The organism is Ruegeria sp. BHSC029, from assembly GCF_059613085.1.
In genome coordinates, this window is sequence record NZ_JBXWRU010000008.1 from 47,136 (window position 1) to 70,377 (window position 23,242).

Annotated in this window: 21 protein-coding genes and 1 tRNA gene; 4 read left to right on the forward strand and 18 right to left on the reverse strand. The window is 57.4% G+C overall.

The window, feature by feature from the left end; all coding sequences use genetic code 11:
- From AC2FML_RS18140 to AC2FML_RS18150, 3 genes are all read left to right on the forward strand, one after another.
- Entirely contained in the window at positions 1-1,419 is a 1,419-nt protein-coding gene (locus tag AC2FML_RS18140; protein WP_496784011.1) for a dihydrolipoyl dehydrogenase family protein, read from the forward strand.
- A gap of 18 nt (positions 1,420-1,437) precedes the next feature.
- Positions 1,438-2,820: a sensor histidine kinase gene (locus AC2FML_RS18145; protein ID WP_244952489.1), complete on the forward strand. Its 1,383-nt coding sequence runs from the start codon at positions 1,438-1,440 to the stop codon at positions 2,818-2,820.
- 64 nt (positions 2,821-2,884) lie between these two features.
- Positions 2,885-2,961 (forward strand) — tRNA-Arg (locus AC2FML_RS18150).
- A 111-nt stretch (positions 2,962-3,072) separates the two neighbouring features.
- On the opposite strand, the gene AC2FML_RS18155 is transcribed toward AC2FML_RS18150, so the two are convergent.
- From AC2FML_RS18155 to AC2FML_RS18205, 11 genes are all read right to left on the reverse strand, one after another.
- Entirely contained in the window at positions 3,073-3,450 is a 378-nt protein-coding gene (locus tag AC2FML_RS18155; RefSeq protein WP_496784012.1) for a hypothetical protein, read from the reverse strand.
- A gap of 437 nt (positions 3,451-3,887) precedes the next feature.
- Positions 3,888-5,042: a Gfo/Idh/MocA family protein gene (locus tag AC2FML_RS18160; protein ID WP_496784013.1), complete on the reverse strand. Its 1,155-nt coding sequence runs from the start codon at positions 5,040-5,042 to the stop codon at positions 3,888-3,890.
- Positions 5,042-6,097 (reverse strand): sugar phosphate isomerase/epimerase family protein, encoded by a 1,056-nt coding sequence (locus tag AC2FML_RS18165; RefSeq protein ID WP_496735478.1) that lies wholly within the window; start codon positions 6,095-6,097, stop codon positions 5,042-5,044. The genes AC2FML_RS18160 and AC2FML_RS18165 overlap by 1 nt, the downstream gene beginning before the upstream one ends.
- A gap of 26 nt (positions 6,098-6,123) precedes the next feature.
- On the reverse strand, positions 6,124-7,182 hold the full coding sequence (locus AC2FML_RS18170) for a LacI family DNA-binding transcriptional regulator (protein ID WP_170366378.1): 1,059 nt from the start codon (positions 7,180-7,182) through the stop codon (positions 6,124-6,126).
- Positions 7,183-7,189: 7 nt separating this feature from the next.
- Positions 7,190-8,812 (reverse strand): dihydroxyacetone kinase subunit DhaK, encoded by a 1,623-nt coding sequence (locus tag AC2FML_RS18175; protein ID WP_170368058.1) that lies wholly within the window; start codon positions 8,810-8,812, stop codon positions 7,190-7,192.
- A 10-nt stretch (positions 8,813-8,822) separates the two neighbouring features.
- Positions 8,823-9,815, reverse strand: coding sequence for an ABC transporter ATP-binding protein (locus AC2FML_RS18180; RefSeq protein WP_170361635.1), 993 nt, complete (start codon positions 9,813-9,815; stop codon positions 8,823-8,825).
- Complete coding sequence (locus AC2FML_RS18185; protein WP_496784014.1) at positions 9,808-10,905, reverse strand: ABC transporter ATP-binding protein; 1,098 nt, start codon at positions 10,903-10,905, stop codon at positions 9,808-9,810. The genes AC2FML_RS18180 and AC2FML_RS18185 overlap by 8 nt, the downstream gene beginning before the upstream one ends.
- A 2-nt stretch (positions 10,906-10,907) precedes the next feature.
- On the reverse strand, positions 10,908-11,096 hold the full coding sequence (locus AC2FML_RS18190; RefSeq protein WP_170343500.1) for a hypothetical protein: 189 nt from the start codon (positions 11,094-11,096) through the stop codon (positions 10,908-10,910).
- On the reverse strand, positions 11,093-12,031 hold the full coding sequence (locus AC2FML_RS18195; protein ID WP_496784015.1) for a carbohydrate ABC transporter permease: 939 nt from the start codon (positions 12,029-12,031) through the stop codon (positions 11,093-11,095). Before AC2FML_RS18195 ends, AC2FML_RS18190 begins: the two co-directional genes overlap by 4 nt.
- A complete protein-coding gene (locus AC2FML_RS18200; RefSeq protein ID WP_170332156.1) occupies positions 12,028-12,975 on the reverse strand; it encodes a carbohydrate ABC transporter permease in 948 nt (315 codons plus the stop codon). Before AC2FML_RS18200 ends, AC2FML_RS18195 begins: the two co-directional genes overlap by 4 nt.
- Positions 12,976-13,054: 79 nt before the next feature.
- The gene (locus tag AC2FML_RS18205) at positions 13,055-14,374 is read right to left on the reverse strand and encodes an ABC transporter substrate-binding protein (protein ID WP_093965439.1); all 1,320 of its coding nucleotides are present in this window, start codon (positions 14,372-14,374) and stop codon (positions 13,055-13,057) included.
- Between the two features lie 397 nt (positions 14,375-14,771).
- Between AC2FML_RS18205 and AC2FML_RS18210 the strand changes: the two genes are divergently transcribed.
- A complete protein-coding gene (locus tag AC2FML_RS18210; RefSeq protein ID WP_496784016.1) occupies positions 14,772-15,551 on the forward strand; it encodes an MOSC domain-containing protein in 780 nt (259 codons plus the stop codon).
- Between the two features lie 101 nt (positions 15,552-15,652).
- On the opposite strand, the gene AC2FML_RS18215 is transcribed toward AC2FML_RS18210, so the two are convergent.
- The 7 genes from AC2FML_RS18215 to AC2FML_RS18245 form a co-directional block, all read right to left on the reverse strand.
- Positions 15,653-16,540 carry a sulfotransferase domain-containing protein gene (locus tag AC2FML_RS18215; protein ID WP_496784017.1) on the reverse strand — a complete coding sequence of 296 codons (888 nt, stop codon included), beginning with the start codon at positions 16,538-16,540 and terminating at the stop codon, positions 15,653-15,655.
- Between the two features lie 345 nt (positions 16,541-16,885).
- Positions 16,886-18,433, reverse strand: a complete 1,548-nt coding sequence (locus AC2FML_RS18220; RefSeq protein ID WP_170446028.1) for an arylsulfatase — start codon at positions 18,431-18,433, stop codon at positions 16,886-16,888.
- Between the two features lie 571 nt (positions 18,434-19,004).
- Positions 19,005-19,853 (reverse strand): enoyl-CoA hydratase/isomerase family protein, encoded by an 849-nt coding sequence (locus AC2FML_RS18225; RefSeq protein ID WP_496784018.1) that lies wholly within the window; start codon positions 19,851-19,853, stop codon positions 19,005-19,007.
- A 78-nt stretch (positions 19,854-19,931) separates the two neighbouring features.
- Entirely contained in the window at positions 19,932-20,720 is a 789-nt protein-coding gene (locus AC2FML_RS18230; RefSeq protein ID WP_480720371.1) for an SDR family NAD(P)-dependent oxidoreductase, read from the reverse strand.
- Positions 20,721-20,732: 12 nt separating this feature from the next.
- Positions 20,733-21,698, reverse strand: coding sequence for an LLM class oxidoreductase (locus AC2FML_RS18235; RefSeq protein WP_170422032.1), 966 nt, complete (start codon positions 21,696-21,698; stop codon positions 20,733-20,735).
- A 13-nt stretch (positions 21,699-21,711) separates the two neighbouring features.
- Positions 21,712-22,488: a CmcJ/NvfI family oxidoreductase gene (locus AC2FML_RS18240; protein WP_496784019.1), complete on the reverse strand. Its 777-nt coding sequence runs from the start codon at positions 22,486-22,488 to the stop codon at positions 21,712-21,714.
- 54 nt (positions 22,489-22,542) lie between these two features.
- Positions 22,543-23,238: an NAD(P)H-dependent oxidoreductase gene (locus tag AC2FML_RS18245; RefSeq protein WP_496784020.1), complete on the reverse strand. Its 696-nt coding sequence runs from the start codon at positions 23,236-23,238 to the stop codon at positions 22,543-22,545.
- Positions 23,239-23,242 lie beyond the last annotated feature (4 nt).

Consider the following 23,242-nt stretch of genomic DNA (forward strand, 5'->3'; position numbering starts at 1 on the left):
ATGCAAGAACTCAAGACCGACATCCTGGTGATCGGGGCCGGGTCGGGCGGCCTGTCGGTGGCTGCCGGGGCCAGCCAGATGGGCGCCGACGTGATCCTGCTGGAAGGGCACAAGATGGGTGGCGACTGCCTGAACTATGGCTGCGTCCCGTCCAAGGCCCTGCTGGCCAGCGCCAAGCTGGCCCATGCACAGAGCCATGCCGCGCCATTCGGCGTTGCCGACCACGCGCCGCAGGTGGACTATGCCGCCGCCAAGGATCATGTGCGGCACGTGATCGCGCAGATTGAGCCCATGGACAGCCAGGAACGGTTCGAAGGTTTCGGCGTGCGCGTCATTCGCGACTGGGGGACGTTTCTGTCGCCCACGCAGGTTCAGGCCGGCGATTTCGTCATCACCCCCCGCCGCGTGGTGCTGGCCACGGGCTCGTCCCCGCTGGTTCCGCCGATCCCGGGGCTGGATGGCGTGCCGTTTGAGACTAACGAGACCATCTTCGACCTGCGCGACAAGCCCGACCACCTGCTGATCATCGGCGGGGGACCCATCGGCATGGAAATGGCGCAAGCCCATGTCCGGCTGGGCTGCAAGGTGACGGTGATCGAAGGCGCGCGGGCGCTGGGCAAGGATGACCCCGAGGCGGCCGCAGTGGTATTGGAGGCTCTGCGCGCCGAAGGGGTCGAAATTCTGGAACATGCAATGGTGGCCCGGGTGCGCGGGAAGGCCGGGGCGGTCGAGGTCGTCACCGAGGACGGCGTGGTCCATGCAGGCACGCACCTGCTGCTGGCGGTGGGCCGCAAGGCCAACACCGACCGCCTGAACCTGCAGGCTGCCGGGATCGACCGGACGCACACGGGCATCAAGGTGGATGACAGCCTGCGCACCACCAACCGAAAGGTCTATGCGATCGGCGACGTCGCGGGCGGGCTGCAGTTCACCCATGTGGCGGGGTTTCACGCCGGGGTCATCATCCGTTCGGCCCTGTTCGGGCTGCGGTCCAAGGCCAAGACGGCTCATATCCCCTGGGCAACCTATACCGACCCGGAATTGGCCCAGGTCGGCCTGACCGAGGCGCAGGCGCGCGACCGCCATGGCGACAGGGTCGAGATCGCCCGGTTCGACTATGCCCACAACGATCGCGCCGTGGCCGAACGCAAAACGACCGGGTTCATCAAGGTCATGGTCGTCAAGGGGCGCCCGGTGGGGGCCACAATCGTGGGGCATCAGGCGGGCGAACTGATCAACTTGTGGTCTCTGGCGCTGGCCAATAACCTGAAGATGAGCCAGATCGCGGCGATGGTGTCGCCCTATCCCACGATCGGAGAGCTTAACAAACGGGTGGCGGGCGCCTATTTCTCGCCAAGACTGTTTGAGAATCAGATGGTTGAACGAGTGGTCAGGCTGGTCCAGCGCTGGATCCCCTGATCGGGAAAGGAGCGCCACTTGAACTCGCTGTCGGGTCGTTTCCTGATCTTGACGACGGTCTTCGTGATGTTGGCCGAGGTACTGATCTTCGTGCCGTCGATCGCGCGCTTCCGCGAGGATTTTCTTCTGAACCGGCTGGAACGCGCCCAGATCGCCTCGCTCGCGCTGCTGGCAGACGACATGCTGGCCGACGAGCTGGAGGCCGAGCTTCTGGCCAATGCCGGGGTCTACAACGTGGTGCTGCGCCGGGACGAGGTGCGCCAGCTGATGCTGTCTTCCCCTATCCCAGACCAGGTCGCCAAGACCTATGATCTGCGAGGCGCCGGGCCTTGGGTTCTCATTCGGGACGCGATGATCCGTTTCTTTACGCCCGAGAACCAGGTCATTCGCGTCATCGGGCAGCCTGTCCGGGATGCGGGCCTGCTTATCGAAGTTACCATGGACAGCGCGCCCCTGCGTATGGCGATGATCGACTATGGCCTGCGCATCCTCGGCCTGTCCTTTGTCATCTCGATCATCACCGCGTTTTTCCTGTTCCTTGCGGTGCGGGTGGTTCTGGTGCGCCCGATCAAAAGCGTAGTGGGCTACATGCAGCGTTACGCCCGTGCACCCGAGGATGCGCGCGGCATCATCTCCCCCCAATCCAAGGTGACCGAACTGCGCGAGGCTGAAGAAGCCCTGCAGATGCTGCAGACCGACCTGACCCAGGCCCTGAAACAGCGCGAGAGGCTGGCTCAGCTGGGTGGCGCGGTGGCCAAGGTCAGCCACGATCTGCGCAACATCCTGACCTCGGCCCAGCTGTTCACTGACCGGATCGAGGCCAGCGACGACCCGTTGGTCCGACGGATGGCGCCCAAGCTGGTCAACTCGATCACCCGGGCGGTGTCCCTGTGCGAAAGTACGCTGGCCTTCGGGCGGGCGGAAGAGCCCGCGCCCACCCTGACCATGGTGCGGTTGCGCGATATCGCTGCCGACGTAGCGTCCAGCGAGGCTTTGGCCGTAGACGGCGGCTGCATCGAAATTGCCAACGACGTTCCCGAAGACCTGGTCGTTCGGGCCGATCCGGAACAGATGTTCCGGGTCATCATGAACCTTGTGCGCAACGCACGCCAAGCACTTATGACATCCGGCCAACCGGGAAAAATCACGATCTCGGCCTCCGAAGATCAGGACGCATGGGTCATCGAGGTTCGGGATACCGGCCCCGGTTTGCCGCCACGAGCGCAGGAGAATCTGTTCACGCCGTTTCAGGGTGGTGTGCGCAAAGGTGGCTCGGGCCTGGGGCTGGCGATTTCGCAGGAACTGGTGCGCGGCCACGGGGGAGAATTGGTGCTGACCAGCACCGGCCCCGAGGGCACGGTCTTTGAAATAAGGCTCCCACGGGGGGAGATGGGTTTTTGAATTATTTTTGAAGAATCGGGTTGCACGTTCCGAACGCCGGGTCTAAATACCGCCTCACCAACGCGGACCGATAGCTCAGCTGGATAGAGTACTTGACTACGAATCAAGGGGTCGGGGGTTCGAATCCTCCTCGGTCCGCCACTGGTAAATCCCAAAAAACAGTGTTTTTGTCAGTTTGGCCCATGTGTTGAAACCGAGGTGTTCTGTCTCAAGACAACTTCGAGGCCACCGCGCTGGGTTTAATGGGGTGTTTCACCCCATTCCATATGGTCCGCCTTCCTGTAGTTCGCCGAATGCCGCCCAAACCTCGTGGCAGGCGCGTTCGAACGCCACATCATCTTTTGGGATGCTGGCCTTGAAATTGGGGTAAGACATATGGTTGCCCAAGTTCATCAGCACGGTCACGAGGTGGTTGCGCGGTATGAATGCCCGGAAACGGTAGTCGCCGCCCGGTGTTTCGATCACGTGACCGTCCATGCCATAGTCGCGCAGCAATTCGGCGTCCTGTGCGCGGCGAAACCGCAGGCAGACGCGGGATCCCATGTGCGGCCCGCTGGTGTTGCCGTCCTCCTCCTTGGCAACGGCTGAGAAAAAGCCCGAACCCTCGGGCGTCGAGAATGCTACCCACATCTGCAGGTCCTCCTATTTTTGGGAAAGGGCGCGCGGTCTATCAGAAAAAATACGGGGTCGTCAAATCGAGGGGGCTTGCGCGCTCGGTTGCTTGGCCTGGAGGCGCAAACCGAGACCTCAAAATCCGGCAGTGGATACGTGGTGGTTGGAGGCTATTCGTACCCATCCAGTTTTGCCGTGATCGCCTCCTGTTGCGGCAATTTCTCTGTATAGCGGTCGCTGAGATATCTAAGACGCTGTGCTGAACAGACGCTCATACAGATGGTTCCTTTGTGGGCCGGTTCGCGGCCTCTTGTACTTGCTGGCCGCGTTGGCGGCTTCGTCCGTAGAGCGGCCATTGGTGGACGATGCGGCGAACTGGTGGTTGGACGAGCCGAGGGGCAGGGAAGGGTTGGCTGGCTCAGTATCCGGTGCCTACCCGATGCCCACAGCCAGACTTACTCCAACTTGACCCAAGCCGCGTTTCTGGACGAGCTTTGCACACAAGCGGCTACAAATTTGACGCCGTCTAGCCCGTCGTGCACGGTTGGGTAAACAACGGACGCCTCAGGTGAAATCCCATTTCGGAAAGCCTGGATCGCCTCAGCAGCCTCTCCGTAAATATTGGCGAACCCTTCAAGATATCCTTCGGGATGGCCCGGAGGAACTCTGCTCAAGCGATTGGCAGCGTCACCAGCTCCAGCGCCATTGCGGGTGATCAGACGCTTTGGTTCGTTGTAGGGCGTGAACCAGAGATAGTTCGGGTCTTCCTGAGCCCACTCCAGCCCACCTTTTTCGCCGTAGACCCGCAACCGAAGTGCGTTTTCGTTGCCGGGAGCCACCTGAGAGGACCACAGCATACCCCGCGCGCCGCCCTCGAAGCGAAGCAATACGTGGGCGTTGTCATCGACTTGGCGCCCCGGGACGAAGGCTTGCAGATCCGCCGCAAGGCTTTCCGCCCTCAGCCCGGTCACAAAACAAGCGAGGTTGTAGGCATGGGTTCCGATGTCACCGGTTGATCCGCCCGCGCCCGAGCGTTCGGGATCGGTTCGCCACTCCGCCTGTTTGAAATCCTGCTGCTCGGTCAGCCAGTCCTGCGGGTATTCAACCTGGACGACGCGGATTTTGCCGATATCGCCGTTGGCAACCATTTCACGCGCCTGCCGAACCATCGGGTAGCCTGTGTAATTGTGGGTCAGTATGAACAGGGCATTCGCGCTTTCCGCCGCTTTGACCAGTTTTTTTGCATCGGCAAGGGTCGAGGTGAGTGGTTTGTCGCAAATGACGTGAATCCCGCGTTTCAGGAATTCACGCGCGGCGGTATAGTGGACGTGATTTGGCGTGACGATTGAGACCGCCTCGATCCCGGTTTTGAGCCGGGCTTCCCGGATCGCCATTTGTTTGAAGTCTTCATAGACCCGTTCGAGACCCAATGCCCGGCCGCTTTCAATGGATTTTTCAGGCGTCGAAGACAAAGCGCCTGCAACCAGCTCGAACCTGTCGTCCAATCGTGCTGCTATGCGATGAACGCCGCCTATGAAGGCGTCATTTCCGCCGCCGACCATGCCAAGCCGAATGCGACCCGAGGCTTCTTCACTGCGTCCAGTAACCATTATTCGATCCCCAGCATTTTGCGATTGGCGGCTTCGTCAGCACCACCGTCCGCGAAATCATCAAAGGCTTTCTCGGTCACACGGATGATGTGATCCGACACAAACTGAGCGCCCTCACGCGCTCCATCCTCGGGGTGTTTGAGACAGCATTCCCATTCGACCACAGCCCAGCCATCAAAGTCGTTCGCCGCCATTTTTGAGAAGACTGCCCCGAAATCCACCTGGCCATCACCAAGCGACCGGAACCGGCCGGCACGATCCACCCAGCTTTGGTATCCTGAATAAACCCCTTGCCGCCCGGTCGGGTTGAACTCGGCATCTTTGACATGGAACATCCGGATCCGATCCTTGTAGATGTCAATATTGTCCAAATAGTCGAGGCATTGCAGCACGTAGTGCGATGGGTCGTACAACATGCAAGCCCTTGGATGATTGCCTGTCCGTTCGAGGAACATCTCGTAGGTCACGCCGTCGTGGAGGTCCTCTCCGGGGTGAATTTCGTAGCAGACATCGACGCCGCATTCCTCGGCGTGATTCAAGATCGGCACCCAACGACGCGCAAGCTCATCAAATGCCGTCTCAATCAAGCCGGCAGGGCGCTGTGGCCAGGGATAGACGTAGGGCCACGCCAACGCGCCCGAGAATGTCGCATGCGCCGAAATGCCCAGGTTCTTCGAAGCGGACAATGCTTTTTTGACCTGGTCTACGGCCCATTCTTGCCGGGCTTTCGGATTTCCTCTGACGCTCTCGGCGGCAAAGCCATCAAAGGCGCTGTCATAGGCCGGGTGAACGGCCACAAGCTGACCCTGAAGGTGCGTTGACAGTTCAGTGACTTCGACGCCATTTTCCCTGGCTTTGCCTTTGAAGTCATCGCAGTAACCGGTGCTGGACGCGGCCTGTTCAAGGTCGAACAACCGGCCATCCCAACTGGGAACCTGGACGCCCTTGTATCCACAGTCAGCCGCCCATTTTGTAATCGCGTCCCACGAATTGAACGGTGCTTCGTCCCCTGCGAATTGTGCAAGAAACAATGCTGGACCTTTGATCGTTTTCATAAGTTTCCTCCCCAAAACCTAAGCCGCTATGGCGGTAAATTTTCCCTCAGATAGATGTCGATACGGATACGTTCCTGCGCTTTGTTGAATGGCACTTTGTCTGAAGTCGCACGCAGAAGGCGGACGGCTGAACGAACAATGTGCCCGGTGTCTTGCGAGATCAGAGCGTCAAACGTACCAAGCTTCAGAGCCTCTCGACTAAGCGGAGTCAACTCATGCGCTATGATCACCAGATCCTTGCTGAGCTTGTTTTCCGAAAGGAATTGAATAAGGCCGGCATTGCCCGCTGCTGACGAGTATATTCCGACCAGATCCGGGTAGGTTTCGAAGATCTCGGGCATCATCTTGTAAATCAGATCCGGGTCATCCCGGCCCTCAACAGACGCCACGACCTCGAGATGCGGAAACTCCTCGGCCACAACAAGATCAAAGCCCTGGCGACGCTCTAGGTGGTCACGTGCCAAACGAGAGCCAGTCAGAACCAGGACCTTGCCTTCCCGATGCACGAAACGCCCCATCAATTGACCGGCGGTTCGTCCTGCGGAAACGTTGTCAATTCCTACAAAGTGGTCTCGCTCGGAACTCGGCAGGTCAGACACCAAGGCAACCACCGGAACCCCTTTGTCCTTGAGCCGTCTCACGGCATCGCGAACAGAAGGCGTTTCGGGTCCGAAAACGGCAACTCCATCAACATCCAAACTATCGACAGCATCCAGAATGTTGACGATATCCTGCGGTTCAAACGGAGCGACCCTTTTGATCGTAATGCGTGTCCGCTCGATAAACTGGTCACGGGATTGCTCTGCGATCTGGTTGCTGATCGCTTCCACAAATTCATTGTCGGTGTCCGGCAAAACAAAAAGGAAATTGTAAACCCGGTTTCGTGCGAGGTTGGCCGCGGCGGTGTCGCGCACATATCCCAGTTCATCAATTGCCTTTTGTACTTTCTGAACGGTTACTGCGCGCACGCCGGGGCGCCTGTTCAAGACCCGGTCCACAGTCGCAAGACTGACGCCCGCAACCCGCGCGATGTCATTGACGGTTGGCTTCTTCACCAATTCTAGTTTTTGTTTTTGGTCTGCCACGTGTTCCTCAGCCCTCAAGCTCCCGCGCCAAGCCCTCGAACAACAAGGCAACGGCCTCAGCGCCGGGATCGTTATGTCCAACTAGGTTTTCTTCGGGAACATAAGCTGCTCGGCCCGCCTTCGCACGGCGAATTTTGGCCGTATTGTTCGCTCCTTCGCGGGCGGCATGTGCGGCATGGGTCAACCCCGATGGGAGAGCGGCAAGCGCGGGTGCCAAGGCGTCAATCATCGTTCTGTCGCCGACCTTGGCGCCTCCAACTTGGCTGACGCGTTTCAGGCCTTCTTCCAGGGATTTGGCTACGGTTGCCCCATTGGCACATGCGTCACCAGCTGCATTGAAGAAAATTGCTAGTATCACACCGGAGGAGCCACCCATGGTTTGGCTCAATTCATTGCCCAACGCCGGGAACAGCTGAGTCAAATCAGCGAGCGGCATGCGGTCAAGGCTGCCTTGCAGCGCTCTTGCGGCCGTCGCCAATGTGCTTCCTGTGTCGCCATCACCGGATTTCGCGTCCAGTTCGTTCAGATTCTTCTCAGCGTTGATGAGGAGTTCAGACAACCGCGAGATCGTTTCCCTTGTGGTGGGATTGTTCGAAGGAATTGGATCGATCGGCGTCAGACCGTCAGGCAATGGTGCCACTTTGATCGGGTCGATGGAATTGACCCCGGGCCACGCGGCCAGATCAACAGGTGCTTCAAGAGCTGACAAATCGGCCTGATCCACGGGTAGAATGGAAACAGAAAACCCGTGCATATCTAGCGATGTCATCATGGGGGCCGGACCGATGATATGGTGGGCAATACCGGTTTCGGACAAGGCGTGCGTTAGGACAGCCATTTCCAGCGGAGTCGTGGAACCGAGGTTGTTGACCAACGCCACACATTCCCCGGCCCCAAGCCGTTGCCTCAGCTTCTCCACCACTGTGGACATGGCCGATACGGCATTTGAGAATTCGACTTGCTGCACACCCGGCTCGCCATGGATGCCCAAACCAAGTTCCGCCTTGCCGGGTGCGATCCTGTCTTCTTTCGGAGATCCCGGAACGGTACAGGTGTCCAGGCTCATACCAATGCTGACAACCTTTTCGATGGTGCTACTGGCTGCTTTGGCAACGGTGTCCAGGTCAGCACCGCTTTCCGCAAGGGCTCCGGCGATTTTGTGCACGAACAACGTGCCTGCCACGCCACGTGGTTGCGGCAGGTCGGGCAGGGCGATGTCGTCGTCGACGACCACCATTTCAACCTTGCGACCCAATGCACGGGCGCGTTCAGCGGCCAGCCCAAAGTTCAGCCGGTCCCCGGTATAGTTCTTGACGATCAGCAAGCACCCAGCCTCACCCGTGACTGCAAGAATGCCCGCCAGAACCGCCTCGACAGACGGGGACGCAAACACTTCGCCGCAGACTGCGGCCGTCAGCATACCGGCGCCAACAAAGCCCGCATGGGCGGGCTCGTGACCTGACCCTCCACCGGACACCAACGCCACCTTCGACTTGTCCCAATCCGACCTGTAGACAACTTTGATATGCGGGTAGCCGTCCAGCCGGGTAAGCCTCCCTCCTGAGGAGGCCAGAAGACCGTCTATCGCATCTGTAACCAGAGTTTCTTTTGTGTTGAGGAACTGGGCCATGCTTTGCTCCTTAATTCACCCGCGCGCCGGACGCGTCAAAATACAATGGGTTGTGGGGGCGGATTTTAATAATTTTTCCAGATGGATAGTCCTGGTGGACATCTATCAACGTCACGACCGGGTGACCGTTTAGGTCCAGGTGCAGCCGTGTTTGATCGCCCAGATGCTCGGCGCGTATCACGCGCGCCTCACTGCCTTCACCTTCAACGATGTTTTCCGGGCGAAGCCCAATCTGCGGACCCTTGTGGTCGCCTCCGAACAACTCGGACGGCAGGATGTTGATCCGTGGCAGACCCAACCTGCTGGCCACGTAAACGCTGCCGGGGTTTTCATAGATATCGCGAGGGGTACCGTATTGAACCAGCCTTCCGTTCTCCAAAACGCCGATATGTGTGGCCATTGTCATGGCTTCCACCTGATCATGGGTCACATAAAGCAAGGTTGATCCCAGGTCGGCCTGAATTCTTTTCAGTTCGACCCGCAAATCCGCCCGAAGCTTGGCGTCCAAAGAGCTGAGCGGTTCGTCCATCAGGAAGATCTGGGGGTCGCGCACCAGCGCTCGTCCGATCGACACACGCTGCATTTCGCCCCCTGACAGTTCAGTGGCTTTGTTATCCAGCTTGTGCGGGATCTGCAGGATCTCCGAGACTTCTTTGACCTTCCTCGCGATCTCATCCTCTGGTGTTTTCAGGATCGGCGACCGCAGAGGGAAAGACAGGTTTTCACGCACGGTCATATGCGGGTACAGCGAGTATTGCTGGAAAACCATCGCCACGTCGCGCTGGGCGGGTGTATCCATCCCGACGTCGCGCCCGGCAATGCGAACTGTGCCTGAATCCAGTTTCTCGAGCCCGGATATCAATCTCAGCGTCGTTGTTTTTCCCGCACCCGTCGGACCCAACAACACCACAAAGGCTCCGTTGGGGATCGTCATTGAGATATCATCCACCGCTTTGATGTCGCCGAATGACTTCGAAATGTTTTCCAGAACGACTTCAGCCATTGCTCAGTACCTCGTCGTTCAGTGCGGACCTCAACGCGCGTCCGGTAGATTTTTCGAAAAGGGTTACTGCGGATGAGCGGAATTCCAATCCGACCGTCTCGCCGGGATTGACGGTTTCGCGTGCATCAATCCGGGCTTTCAACTCTCCGTTCGGGCTTTGCAGCGTCACGATCTGGGTGGTTCCAAGATATTCTGCGGCCAGCACCTTGGCACGGTAGGCGCTGGCATCTGACAGAAAAACATGCTCGGGTCGAACGCCGAAAACCAAGTCACCTTCCGCACCTTCCATCAGTTTGGGCACGGCTTCCTCATGGCCATTCAGTCGAACCATTTCCGAGCCAGGCGCGACCTTTCCTTGAAACGGCAGGAAGTTCATCGACGGAGACCCGATAAAATCCGCAACGAACATTGTGGCCGGTTTGTCGTAGATTTCCTGCGGCGTGCCGAATTGCTCGATCACAGCGTTGTTCATCACAACGATCTTGTCGCCCATTTGCATGGCTTCCAGTTGGTCATGTGTGACGTAAACAGTGGTTGCGCCCATGCGATCGTGGAGCGCGCGCAATTCTTCGGCCATGTGCTCACGAAACTCGGCATCCAAAGCGCCAAGAGGTTCGTCCATCATGAATGCCTTGGGTTCGCGAACAATTGCGCGACCCAGCGCCACGCGTTGCCTGTCGCCACCTGAAAGCCCACCCACCGGGCTGTCGAGGATGTCGTTTATTCCCAGAATTCCCGCGACTTCTTCGACTTTGGCTTTGACAGCAGCGCGCGGCATGCCCTGCGAAATAAGCGGATAGCTGATGTTCTTGCGCACGTTCATGTGGGGATACAGCGCGAACATCTGGAACACGAAGGCAATGTCCCGCTCTGATGGCGGCCGCTGGCTGATCTCTTCGCCGTCCAGATAGATTTCGCCCGACGTTGGAAGCTCCAATCCCGCGATCATCCGCAGCGTTGTCGTCTTCCCGCAACCGGAGGGGCCGAGCAGCATGAAAAACTCGCCGTCTTCAATCGTGAACGAACTTTCGCGGACAGCCGTGAAATCGCCGAACATCTTCTTTACGTTTTTGACTACGATCTGGGCCATTTCTACTCCGGGAAATGGCTGACGATGATGAACATGACGGTTCCGATCAGCGTGACGATGAAAGAGTAAGTGAAGGCCCAAAGGACAAAGGGCTGCATCAGCATGAAGACACCCAGTGCGATGAGGATGGTTGCGACCATCTCCCATGGGCCGCGGCGGAGCCGCACCAATCCGGAAAGAAACTCGCTCATTTGCGTACGGCTCCGAATGTTATCCCGCGCAGCAAGTGTTTGCGCATCAGGATGGTGAAAATCATGACTGGGATCAGGAAGATCGTCGCGCCGGCCGCAACGGCAGGCCAGTCCAAGCCGCCGATACCGATGATGGTCGGGATGAACGGTGGTGCAGTTTGCGCGTTTGCGGATGTCAGCAGCACGGCGAACGCGTACTCATTCCAGGCGAAGATCAGGCAGAAGATCGCAGTTGACGCAATTCCGGTAGCGGCTTGCGGCAGCACCACTTTGTAGAAGGCCTGAAACCTCGTGTACCCATCGATAAGGGCGGCTTCTTCGTACTCTCTGGGGATTTCGTCGATGAATCCTTTCAGCAACCAGACCGCCAGGGAGATATTCACGCCCGTGTAGAGCAGGATCATCCCGAGATGCGTGTCGCTTAAACCGAGGTTTCTGAACATCAGGAAGATAGGGATGGCGACAGCGACCGGAGGCATCATCCTTGTACTCAGGATGAAGAACAGAAGGTCATCCTTAAGCGGGACCTTAAATCGGCTGAACGCATAGGCAGCCAACGTGCCAAGGAAGATACTCAAGAACGTCGAGCCAAATCCGATGATGACCGAATTCATGAAGCGCTCGCCGAACTTGGAGGGCCCAACGATCACCATGTCGTATTGGCGTACGATCTCATCGGCCCAGTTCTGCGGCGGGTTGGCTTCCAGAAACTCCTGCGTCTGCCTGGTGCGTGTGGTGAAAAGGTTTACGTAGCCTTCGAGCGTTGGGTCAAAGACCACTTTGGGCGGGTAGCTGATCGCGTCGGCCGGAGACTTGAAGCCAGTCAGCAAGATCCAAACCAGCGGGATCATCGTGATCAGCGCATAAGTGATGACCAGGAAGCCTGCGATCCATTTGGACCGGTTCGAAGGTTCAGTGACCAAAAAACTGCTCATCGCTGTTTCACCTTGTTCAGGGCTTTGACGTAGATCGACGCAAGGCCGAACACGGTGACGAACAAGATGATCGCATAGGCCGAGGCGTAGCCCGTCCGCCACTTCTCAAACGCCTCTCGCTTGAGATTGATTGAGGTGAGTTCCGTTACAGATCCCGGCCCACCGCCTGTCAGCTGAACAACCAGGTCGAACATCTTGAAGTTCTCGATCCCTCGAAACAGCACCGCGAGCATCAGGAACGGCAGCACCATCGGAATGGTAATCGTAAAGAACTGCCGCAGCTTGCTGGCCCTGTCGATCTCAGCCGCCTCGTAGATGTAGTCGGGGATGCTGCGCAGCCCGGCCAGACAGATCAGCATCACGAAGGGGGTCCACATCCAGGTGTCAACGATCACGATCGCCCAAGGGGCCAAAGTGACCGACCCCAGCATTTCAAAGCTTGAGGGGTCCTTGCCCGTGAACCATGACACGATGTAGTTGAACAGGCCGATTTGAGGCTGATACAGGAATTTCCAGAAGTTCCCGACGACGGCCGGGGACAGCATCATCGGCAGTACGATGATCGTGGTCCAAAGATCGTTGCCCTTGAATTTCTTGTTGATCAGCCACGCCAGCGTGAACCCGATCAGGACCTGGAAAAAGATCGTCCAGAACAGGAAATGCGCCGTCGCCTGCATGTTCAGCCAGGTATCCGAGTCCGTCAGGATACGCTCGTAGTTCCTGAGTCCGACGTCTTTGACTTCGCGCCCGATCCGGTTGGCCTTGTAGTTGGTAAAGCTCAGCTGGATGGTCCAGATCAACGGAAAGATGTTGATCGCCAGCAATAGAAAAATCGTTGGGGAGATGAATATCCAGGCGATCGCGCGGTCGGATAATCCTCGGATTTTTCGCGCAACTCGCTCGGGCGTTGCCTGCGCAACGCGATCTACGGTCCTGTCAGACATCTCTTTGCCAGCTCTTGTTGGTTTAGGACTCACGGGTGAAGGTGGAGCGGGATTGCACCCGCTCCTGCCTGTGTCCGGACTACAGCTTGCCTTCGTCTTCGAAGACTTCGGTCCAGTCTTGGATCAGAAGGTCAAGCGCTTCTTGAGCGGTGCCCTGGTCCGCAACCACGTAGTCGTGGATGCGCTTCTGCATCGCCAGCAGCAGTTCCGCATAAGCAGGCTCCTGCCAGAAATCCTGCACCCCGGCCATCGCTTCCAGGAAGTCACCGGCAAACGGCTGGCTGTCAACAAAACCCGGATCTTCCAGTACGGAGTTATGGGCCGAGTAGCCGCCGAGCTCCCACCATTTGGCCTGAACGTCCGGTTGTGCAAACCACTTGATGTACTCAAGTGCGGCGTCCTGTTTGTCAGAGTAGCTGACAACAGAGATACCTTGTCCGCCCAGTGTCGAACCTGCCTGATTTTGTGGTGGGTTCACAAAGAAGTCGATCTTGTCGCCGCCGGTATTGGGATCGGCGTAGAGACCCGGGAAGAACGCAAACCAGTTCATCGCCATGGCGACCTGACCGGACTTAAAGGCGTCCAGACTCTCACCCATGTAAGAGTTGGTATATCCCGGAGGCGTCGCCGTTTCGTAGAATTCCTTGTAGAATTCCAGAGCTTCAACCGCTTCGGGCGAGTTCACGGCGCCTTCCATGTCATAGGAACCCGGCGTGTTTTCGTATTTGAAGCCCCAAGGATACAGCGCTCCGGTCACACCCATGGTGATCCCTTCCGAGCCGCGCTCGGTAAAGATGGCTGCGCCATAGACAGTCTTGCCGTCGATCTCACGACCTTGGAAGAACTGCGCGATCTGCAGGAGTTCTTTTTGCGATTGAGGCTCGCGAAGGTCCTGACCCGTCGCCTCTTTGTAAGCGGCTTGGATGTCGGGGTTTTCGAACCAGTCCTTGCGGTAGAACCAACCATTCGCATCGCCCATCGCTGGCAGCGCATAGTAGTTCGGCGTGCCCTTGGGCCAGGTCGAGTATGCATAGACGGTGGCCGGCGCGAAATCGTCCATGCTGATGCCTTCAGCATCGAAGAAGTCGTTCAGTTTCACGTAGTGGCCATTCTCAGCGCCCCCGCCGATCCACTGGCTGTCGCCGATCAACAAGTCGCAGAGCTTGCCCCCAGAGTTCAACTCGTTCAGCATCCGATCCGCAAAATTCGGCCAGGGAACAAACTCGAAGTTCATCGTGTGACCGGATTCGGCTTCGAATTCCTTTGAAAGCTCGACAAGCGCGTTGGCCGGGTCCCATGCAGCCCAACAAAGCGTCAGATCTTCAGCATTCGCCTTGGTGGAAAGAGTAGTAGCGGCAAGGACTATTGCGCTGGCCGAGGCCAGTTTTGTGTAAGTCATCCATTCCTCCCTTTTTTCGCCGTCAATCGAGGATGTGCGAATCGCGGCATACCTCCAAGGCTATTTGAGGTACGCACATCAAGTCTAGATATTTTTGAGGTTCGTACCTCAAGCGGACGGTGGTTGACGATTGGTGCTCCTTTAAATCACTGATGTAATGTAATTTTATTCCATTTGGTCGGTGTGCATGTATTTTCAGCAGTGAGGCATTTAAGGGCCGCACCCTCCAAAAGTGGCCCAGCTCACAATCACGGCCATCAAGCGGCCACCGGATTTTGGAACCCGCTTGTGAAGCCCTAGCGGATTATTCGGTCGATACCTTTGAGGATTGGAGATAGCGTCAAACGGCACGGGTCACTCTGGATCGTGCATGACTCGGTTGGACAGGGGCAGACGTATGAATACGCTCTCTATCGTCAGATTGAACCGGTACCCAATCAAAGGCATGAGTGCCGAGCCGATGCAAACCGTGACGCTGCGGGCAGGGGAGGGGATCCCGGGTGATCGCCTGTTCGGATTTGCGCGCTACAACTCCGGATTCGACCCACAGAACCCTCAGCCACTGCCGAAAGATCGCTTTGTTGTTCTGTTGAATGAGGCAGCGCTGGCAGGCGTCGAGACGAGTTTTGATTTTGAGACCCAAGATCTTGAGATCAAAGCGAACGGCAAAACGCAAAGCTTCAATATGCGAACACCAGAAGACCGGACGGATGCGGCAAGTTTCCTGTCTTCAGAGATCGACTTGAAAGATCCCGAATTGCCGGAATTCGTCTCGTCTGCTCCTCACCGGTTTACGGATGTGTCCGTCGTCTCACCAAAAATGATGAACGCGATATCCGTTCTTAATCGCGCGTCGGTGAGAGAGTTGGGTGAAAAACTGAACGCAGAGATCCAGCCAGCGCGGTTCCGCGCGAACATCGAGATAGACGGCTTGCCTTCGTTTTCCGAGTTGGATGCAGTTGGATCAGTTCTGAGATTTGGCGATGTTGAGTTGAAGATACTATCGCGTACGAAAAGATGTGCGGCCACTGAAGTGAACCCGGATACGGCCGAGCGTGACTTGAAAATACCCTATCTTATTAGGAAGTTGATGGGGCACATGGATATGGGAATCTATGTCGAGGTGACCAAAGGCGGAACCCTAAGTGTCGGCCAACCCGGGGAAATGCTTGCCTGAATGCCGCCCCCCTCAGATTGGCGACCTCGGGAAACCCCTGTTCCATATTCAATCGTGAAAAAGATCTTCGGTTTTTGCTGGTTCGCCCGGGGTGGCGATGTCTACGCAGCGAGGCTCCCCTGAGAGCCATATTCCAACCAGTCTCGGTCTTCGGGATCCAGGTGTGCATCCATCATCGCGTCGTAGCTTGCCAGTTCTTCCGCCGTCAGTTTCCCGTGCCATTTGCCGCTCGTTCCGCTGTGGAAAAACTCGGCATCCGACTTGAAGAACCCTTTGCCACCTGAGGGAGCATAGCGTTCTGCTTTGTCCATCATGTTGTCGAAGGTCGCAGCTTGAACCAATTGATCCATGACTGCCTCTGAATGGGTCGTGCCCAAGATGTCAGCCAGCCTGAAGAACGTTCCTCTCAAGTCCCGGGTCATGTCTGCGTAGTGAAAAAGCGATACGTTCGGCCGGTCGGAAAGCGCCGCAGCGGCTTGGTAATGCCGAATGATGTGGGCCAGTGGCATCGCATCGGTATCGAACCCTTCCGCCCCGCCGTCCAGAAAACGACGGAATATGATACCTTCTTCATCGTTCTCGGGATACCAGGTGTCAAACCAGGTCATTGGAATGTTTCTGACGTGTTTGCGATACGAGAAATGCGCATCGAGGGGATGACGAAAAACACAGATGTACTGTGCTTGATCATCCAGAGGTAACCCATCCATCGGTGTGTGGCTTTTCATGCTGCGTCGATGCTGCATGGCTTCGAGCCGTTCTGCGACTTCAGGCATTTCTCGGATTCGGATGTCTACCCACGGCATTTTCACGGACAACTCCGTTTCAACTTCGGGATCACCAGAAAACAACAGCGATACGATGGTTTGCATCCAGGTCGTGCCGCATTTCGGAGGTGTTACCACGAACACATCGTCGGGGCGGATGCGAACCATATCCCAGCGTCTATTGTCGGTCAGGGGGCCAAGGTAGAGCTTTCGGTTTTTCACGTCTGAAAACTCCTCCGCGCGTATTGGTTCAGGAAAAGTGGAATGAAAGTGAAAGGCGACTGGTTCTCATGGCGGAAAGCCCAAAAAGCCAGTTGCTGCCTTGTTGAGTTAGGCCGGCAACAGAATGAGAGCGGAGCAGCACCTGTACGTTATTCCAACAACCGCTCTTGGTTCTGTCCAGCAAGCAGCGCTCGATACCCGCAGAACGAAATCAAGCCGCCGTTCATTCTTTCCCTTGGACCGCGCTGGTCTTCAGTCCAAGGGCATGACTTACCAGCCTGAATTCGACAAACAGTTGTCTGCGAATTCAGGCTGGCGAACACAACTCACGGCGTCCCTTTGGTGCTACTGGTTCCCGGCACGGCTCGTGAGTTCCTCCATGACGTTGTCGAGGTTGAAGCTGCCGGGTTTTTGCCTTGGCGGAAACTCCTCGAAGCTTTGTAGCCATTGCCCAACGAAGGCGGAGGCCGGAGCTATCGCGAACATATGCTCGAGGAACCAGCGCTGGTATCCCATAGCGTTCTCTTCCTCGGCTCGCTCGAACGGATCGCTGCGGAGGTTTGCCAGCATCGGTGCACGCAAGACTTCAAACGGTGAGAGCCATACATCAAGCCCGTGCGCATTCTGCTTCAGGAATGTCACCTTGTACTGTTCGTATCGCAAGGCGGCGACGCTACCATCATCGGTCCAATAGATGAACTCGCTGCGCGGCCACTCATCCGTTTCACCTGAGAGCGACGGCAGAAGATTGTAGCCGTCAAGATGGGCCTTGTATTGGCGACCGATTGCTTCAACGCCACCATCGAGCAACTTTTCTTTGATGTCTGGCTCACCGACCGCAGCCAGAATGGTAGGCAACATATCCGTGTGCGATACTACGCCATTGACCTTCGATCCCGGCTCGATGACGCCCGGCCACTTGATGACCGTCGGGACACGATAGCCACCTTCCCATTGCGTGTTCTTCTCACCGCGGAAGGGTGTCGTACCGCCATCCGGCCACGTGAACGTCTCCGCTCCGTTGTCGGTTGAATACATTACGACGGTGTTGTCGGCGATTCCGAGCTCATCAAGTTTATCAAGCAGTACACCGACATGCCCATCATGCTCGACCATGCCGTCGGGATAAACTCCAAGTCCCGTCACTCCCTCGGACTCTTCCTTCAGATGCGTGAAAATGTGCATGCGGGTGGAGTTCCACCAAAGGAAGAAAGGTTTGTCCTGTTCGACGGCTCTATCCATGAAATCCAGCGCGCTGGCCGTGACTTCTTCGTCAACGGTTTCCATGCGCTTTTTCGTAAGCGGTCCGGTATCCTCGATCGAGCCATCAGCGGTCGACTTGATCACCCCGCGCGGGCCGAAGTTTTCCCTGAAGGCTTCATCCTTGGGGTAGTCAGGGTTTTCGGGCTCTTCTTCTGCGTTGAGATGATAAAGGTTGCCGAAAAACTCATCGAAACCATGGTTTGTGGGTAGGTGCTCGTCACGGTCACCCAAATGGTTTTTGCCGAACTGGCCAGTCATGTAACCATGGTTTTTGAGCAGCCCGGCGATGGTTGGGTCTTCGACGGGCATGCCCTCGGGCGCGCCGGGTAGGCCGACCTTGGTCAAACCCGTGCGGATGGGAGATTGTCCCGTGATAAAGGCTGCTCGTCCTGCGGTGCAGGACTGCTCACCGTACCAATCAGTAAATAGCGCGCCTTCTTTGGCTATGCGGTCGATATTGGGTGTCTGATACCCCATCATGCCATGGTTGTAGGCACTGATATTCCAAAATCCAATGTCATCTCCCCAAATAATCAGGAAGTTCAGGGGGGGATCATCTTGTGCGGAAACGGCTGTGGCAGCTGCAGCAAACAAGGCCGCCATTATTGTTGATCTTGTTTTGTATTTCATTTTCGTCCTCCCAAAATTTCTTGTTAATACCGAGTAACCTACCACAAATTTGGCGGTTTTGTCGGTGTTCTTGCGGCTTTCGGGATTTCGGGCGGAAACGCGCAAGTGATCCAAGAGATCCGATCGACTTCGATGGCTTTGATTTACGAGCCGGCCGAAACTTTTCTCCGCGCTTCAAGGCGTGGTTGATCAAGACGAGTTGCACCGAACCTCGGAGCCACGCCAATCCGGTTTCTGGAGCACTTCTTCTGCTTTTGGAGCAAAGAACGGCCTGCTGAACGTTTTTTGGGTGTGTGTTCAGTAAGCCTGTCGGTCGTTCCGGCACATTCGATCCCGTGCGTTGGCAACCGAAAAGCGCCGCGCACCGCAGATCAGCCCGGTCGCCCCGGACGTCGGTGCTGCTGCCGTCTAACCTTTGGCCTATCGCCGGCTTCGGAACATGGGCGTATGAGTTCTTTGACAACCGCAGTATGGCGACCTGCGTGCCTCCGCTCCCTTGCAGTCGGAACGCCCAAGCCTGCTGCGGGATTTGATCCGCTGAAACCGATTTCAGCGGATCAAGCGGCAATGATCAGTTGGTGATTTCTTGCACCTTCATGACCAGTTCGTTCCAGTTTCGCTGGTTCTCGATATCATGCTCGAGCGCTTGTTCATCGGCAATTCGAAAGCGTTTGACCGCCGGCGTCTTGCTAGTCGCCTGGTACAGCCAATAGGCCTCGGCCCTCAACGCTTCGGAAATAGGTTTGTCGATGGATTCGTAGACCATCTGCTTGCACGCGTTGATGGATTCGGCGGGGAACTGGGCAATGCGCCTGGCCAGAGCATCGACATAGGGACCGATCTCGTCAGGGTCCAGCGCCTTGTTGACGGTGCCCATGCGCTCGGCATCGTCGGCATCGTAGTCCTGCGCACTCAGGATGATTTCCAATGCCCGGCCAAGTCCGGTTTGTCGCGCCATGCGAGAAGCTCCGCCGCCGCAGGGCAGGATACCCATGCCAACTTCCATCTGCATGAACTTGAACTTCCCGCGTGCCGCAAAACGCATGTCCAGCACGAGTGCGAGTTCGTGTCCGCCGCCACGCGCGAAGCCTTCAAGCTTTGCGATTGTTGCCTGCGGGACCTTGCTCAGCCGTTCGCACACGGACTGCAGGTCCAGCAGCTGGGCGTCTTCGCGCGAGACGGCTTCGGTCGAAAGATCCTTGAGCAACTCGGTATCGTAGTGACAGACCCAGATTTCGGGGTTCGCAGACTGGAAGATCACCACTTTGGTTTCCCGGTCCCGCTCCAGCCGCATCGCAAGGCTGTTGAGGTCGGCCAGCATCTCCTGGCCCTGAACATTGACCGCTCCGAAGTTGAACGTCACGGTGGCGATTGCATTCTCGACCGCGACGTCGAAGGTCTGGAAATTTTCGTATTTCATTGGACAGTCCTCTCCTGTTCTCGCCATCAAAGATGCGCGGGTTTGCATGGATTGGCAGGGCGCGGGAGTGCGCCCGGCTTAGCCGTATCGGCGGATAGTGTCTTGAATGGCCTTCATGACGTCGGCAGCGTGTTCGGACTTCAGCGCTGCGGGGTGCGGGTCTGCAAATGTACCGCCGTCATTGTCGAAATAGGCGCCCGACGCCTGCGCGAACCGATCGCTAAGTGCGGCGTCGATCAGGATGTCGGCGCCGATGTTGAGGTCGTTGCCGGCGACTCCGAAACCGTCCTTGACCATTTTGGACGCCAGCAACGAACCCGGATTGACCGCGATCAACGCCGGTCCATCGGGCAGGGCGCGGGCCTGTTCGCGCGTCCATATCGTGATTGCCAACTTGCTTTGCGCATATGCGCCCATATCGGCCAATCGCGTTTTGCCGGTCAAAGCATCCACATCCACAGGGGCCTGGGCGGCCGAGGACAGGTTCACGACGCGGCCAGTCTTGGGAATGATCGGAAGCAGAAGTTCGGTCAGCAGATAGGGCGCGAACGTGTTCACGACGAAGCGGATATCGAGACCGTTTTCGAGAGTGGTCTGCGGAGCCTTCAGGACGCCGGCGTTGTTGATCAGCACATCCAGCCGGTCGTGATTGGACCGGATGGCCTCCGCCAAAGACCTCACGGCTGATAGGTCGGACAAATCGGCGCTGTAGGTTTCCGGCTGTCCTCCAACCTCCTGGGCGGCTGCCTCCAGCTTTGCAGAGTTCCGTCCGTGCAACAGAACACGGTGACCGTCAGCGGCCAGTTTCTTGGCGGTGAGCAGTCCGATACCATCGGTTGCGCCGGTGATCAGAATGGTTTTGGTCATGCGATCCGTTCCTTATGAAAATTCCGGCAAGATCGTATCCGCCAGGCGTTTGAGTGTCGGTTCGATGGCGGCCTGGTTGAAACGCAGGTTCAGGGCGACGTGGTTCATCCCGATCTCACGTATTTCAGCCAAGTAGCGGCGCAGGAAATTCGAACCCGACTGGAACCCCAGATGTATGGGACGTGCGGGGGCATTTGGGTCTTCCAGCAAGTCGACATAGAGCGACTGCATCACCGGTTTGTCCGGTTGCCCCAGTGCTTTCAGACGGTTCCGGTAATCGGCCACCGCGCGCCCCTGTGATGCCGCGTCGCGCGGATAGGTCATCCATCCATCGCCGTTTTCAGCCACCCAATCCGGGGATTGTCGACTGCCGCCCGTGATCAACAGCGGCAGGCGCGATCCCGAGGGTTTTGGCAGAAGGTCAATGTCGCCGGGCAGATGCCCCTGCAGGCTTTCATGCTTGGGATAGGGTGTTGCCGTCGCACGGATATAGTCGACACTGTCGCGGAACCGCTCACCTCGATCGGGGAAGGATTGACGCATTGCCGGATACTCTTCCGGTCGATCGCCGGACGCCACACCCAACAGCAGACGGCCATCGGACAACACATCCGCCGACGCGGCTGCCTTTGCCACATGGGCCGGATGGCGCAGGGGCAAAACGATGCTGGCGGTCCCCAGGGCAATGCGATCCGTCGCGGTCGCTAGCGCACCCAGATAGACGAACGGGTCAAAGATCTGGCCGGGGTCCCCGAAACTTGGAACATTGAACGGCACGTCGCGCAGCCAAAGCGCGGCGAAGCCCAGAGACTCGGCCAATTGCGCGGCCTTCATGTGGCCCTTCATCGTCGGCTCGGATCCCACCGGGTAGGCCTCAAGCGGCAATACCAGCCCTAGCGTCAGCTGATCCGGTCGAAATACCTGACCGTAGGCCTTGTTGATCGGGGCAAAGGACAGGTTTTGGTTTTTGTCCAACATGATGGTTCCTTGCTCAGTACCGCACCAAAGTGCGGGTCTCGATGCTCTTCCGGATGGTGGTGACGGTCGGGTCCTCGACCATATCGAGCGCGCTGTGCGCGACGGAAGGCAACCCCCGATTGTCGTAGATGTTGAAAATCGCGATTTCATCCGGGCTCATTCGAGACAGATAGACCCAGTCATGCCGTGCATTCCCGACAAGCCCCATGATCTGCCCTTTGCGGTCAGGATAGATCAGGTCAAGCAGGATCCAGTCTTTGGGTTCGACGGACGAAGGACGGACAAACCCCAGCGGCGCGCTGTTGATCGGGTGACCGACCGGCCGCCATAGATTGACAAAGGCATAGTGCCCTTTGCTCCACTCGGCCGCCCGCTCGGCGCCAAGCAAATCCTCCAGCCGTTGCCGAGCGCCGTCCGCGCTGTAATCGCTGTGGACATTGCGCGCCGGCTTGCGCGTCGCCTTTGGGTCGTCCACGCGCAAGGTATGGTCAAAGATCACGACCTCGCGAACGCCGATCTTTGCGGTCAGCAGTTGAGCCAGTTCGTGTTCGTAGGGCCGTTTCCACTGATCCCGGGAGAAATCGCGGATCGCACTGGGCGCATTCAGAAACTCGACGCCATCGGGGTCAAAGCGCAGGGGCCGCCCGGATGTCCGCATATCCGTCAGGCTCACCTGTGTCGGTAACAGTTCAGGCGAAATCAGGTTGCCGACAATGCCGCTGGCGTCCAGTTGGAACGCCTGCCGTTCAGGTTTGTTAACGTGATAGTTTACGATACCGGTTCGTTGCATCTGAACCCTCACTGAATTGCGGATGACGCAGCCCCTGGCTTTATCGACGTTGGCTCAGAACCAGTTCACGGTTTCGGCCATCGGGCGGCGGGTCTTGGGGAATTGCGGATCGCTGGCGCGATACCCGAAGGCAAACATCACCGCGGGTTTCCATTTCGACGTATCCACCCCGAAATGCTCGGCCAGAGTCTGGGTGGCGAGTTCCATGTCAAACCCTTCGATGGGGCAGGAATCTACACCCATCAAAGCAGCGGTCGTCATCATGTTGGCCAGAACGATGTAGGCCTGTTTGCCGGACCAGTCGGTGATTTCGCGTTCAGTGGTGATGCGATGGTCGGTTGACTGGAACTTGCCATACGCACCGTTGAATAATTCGATGACGTCCTCGGGCAGTTGTTTGACCTTGCGATAGTGGTCCTGCAGATAATCAGACCCAGCGGTCATGGTTGCCGCAGTGCTGGCCAGAATGATGCCAAAGTGGCTGGCTGTCCCCAGCTGGCCGGAGCTGCCGTTCATCATGCCATTGGCGCCCCAAGAAAACTCGCGCAAAAGCTCGCGTTTGTTGGGCGATTGGATGACAAGAATCTTGAATGGCTCGTGCCCGAAAGAGGTGGGCGACAGGCGGCCAGCTTCAAGAATGGTTTCGAAATCGGCGTTGCTGATCTTGCGGTCGGGATCAAAGACCTTTGTCGCGTGCCGGAAATTGAAGGCTTCGAGGATCTGAGACTGAACGTTCGGGCGAACGGACATTTGT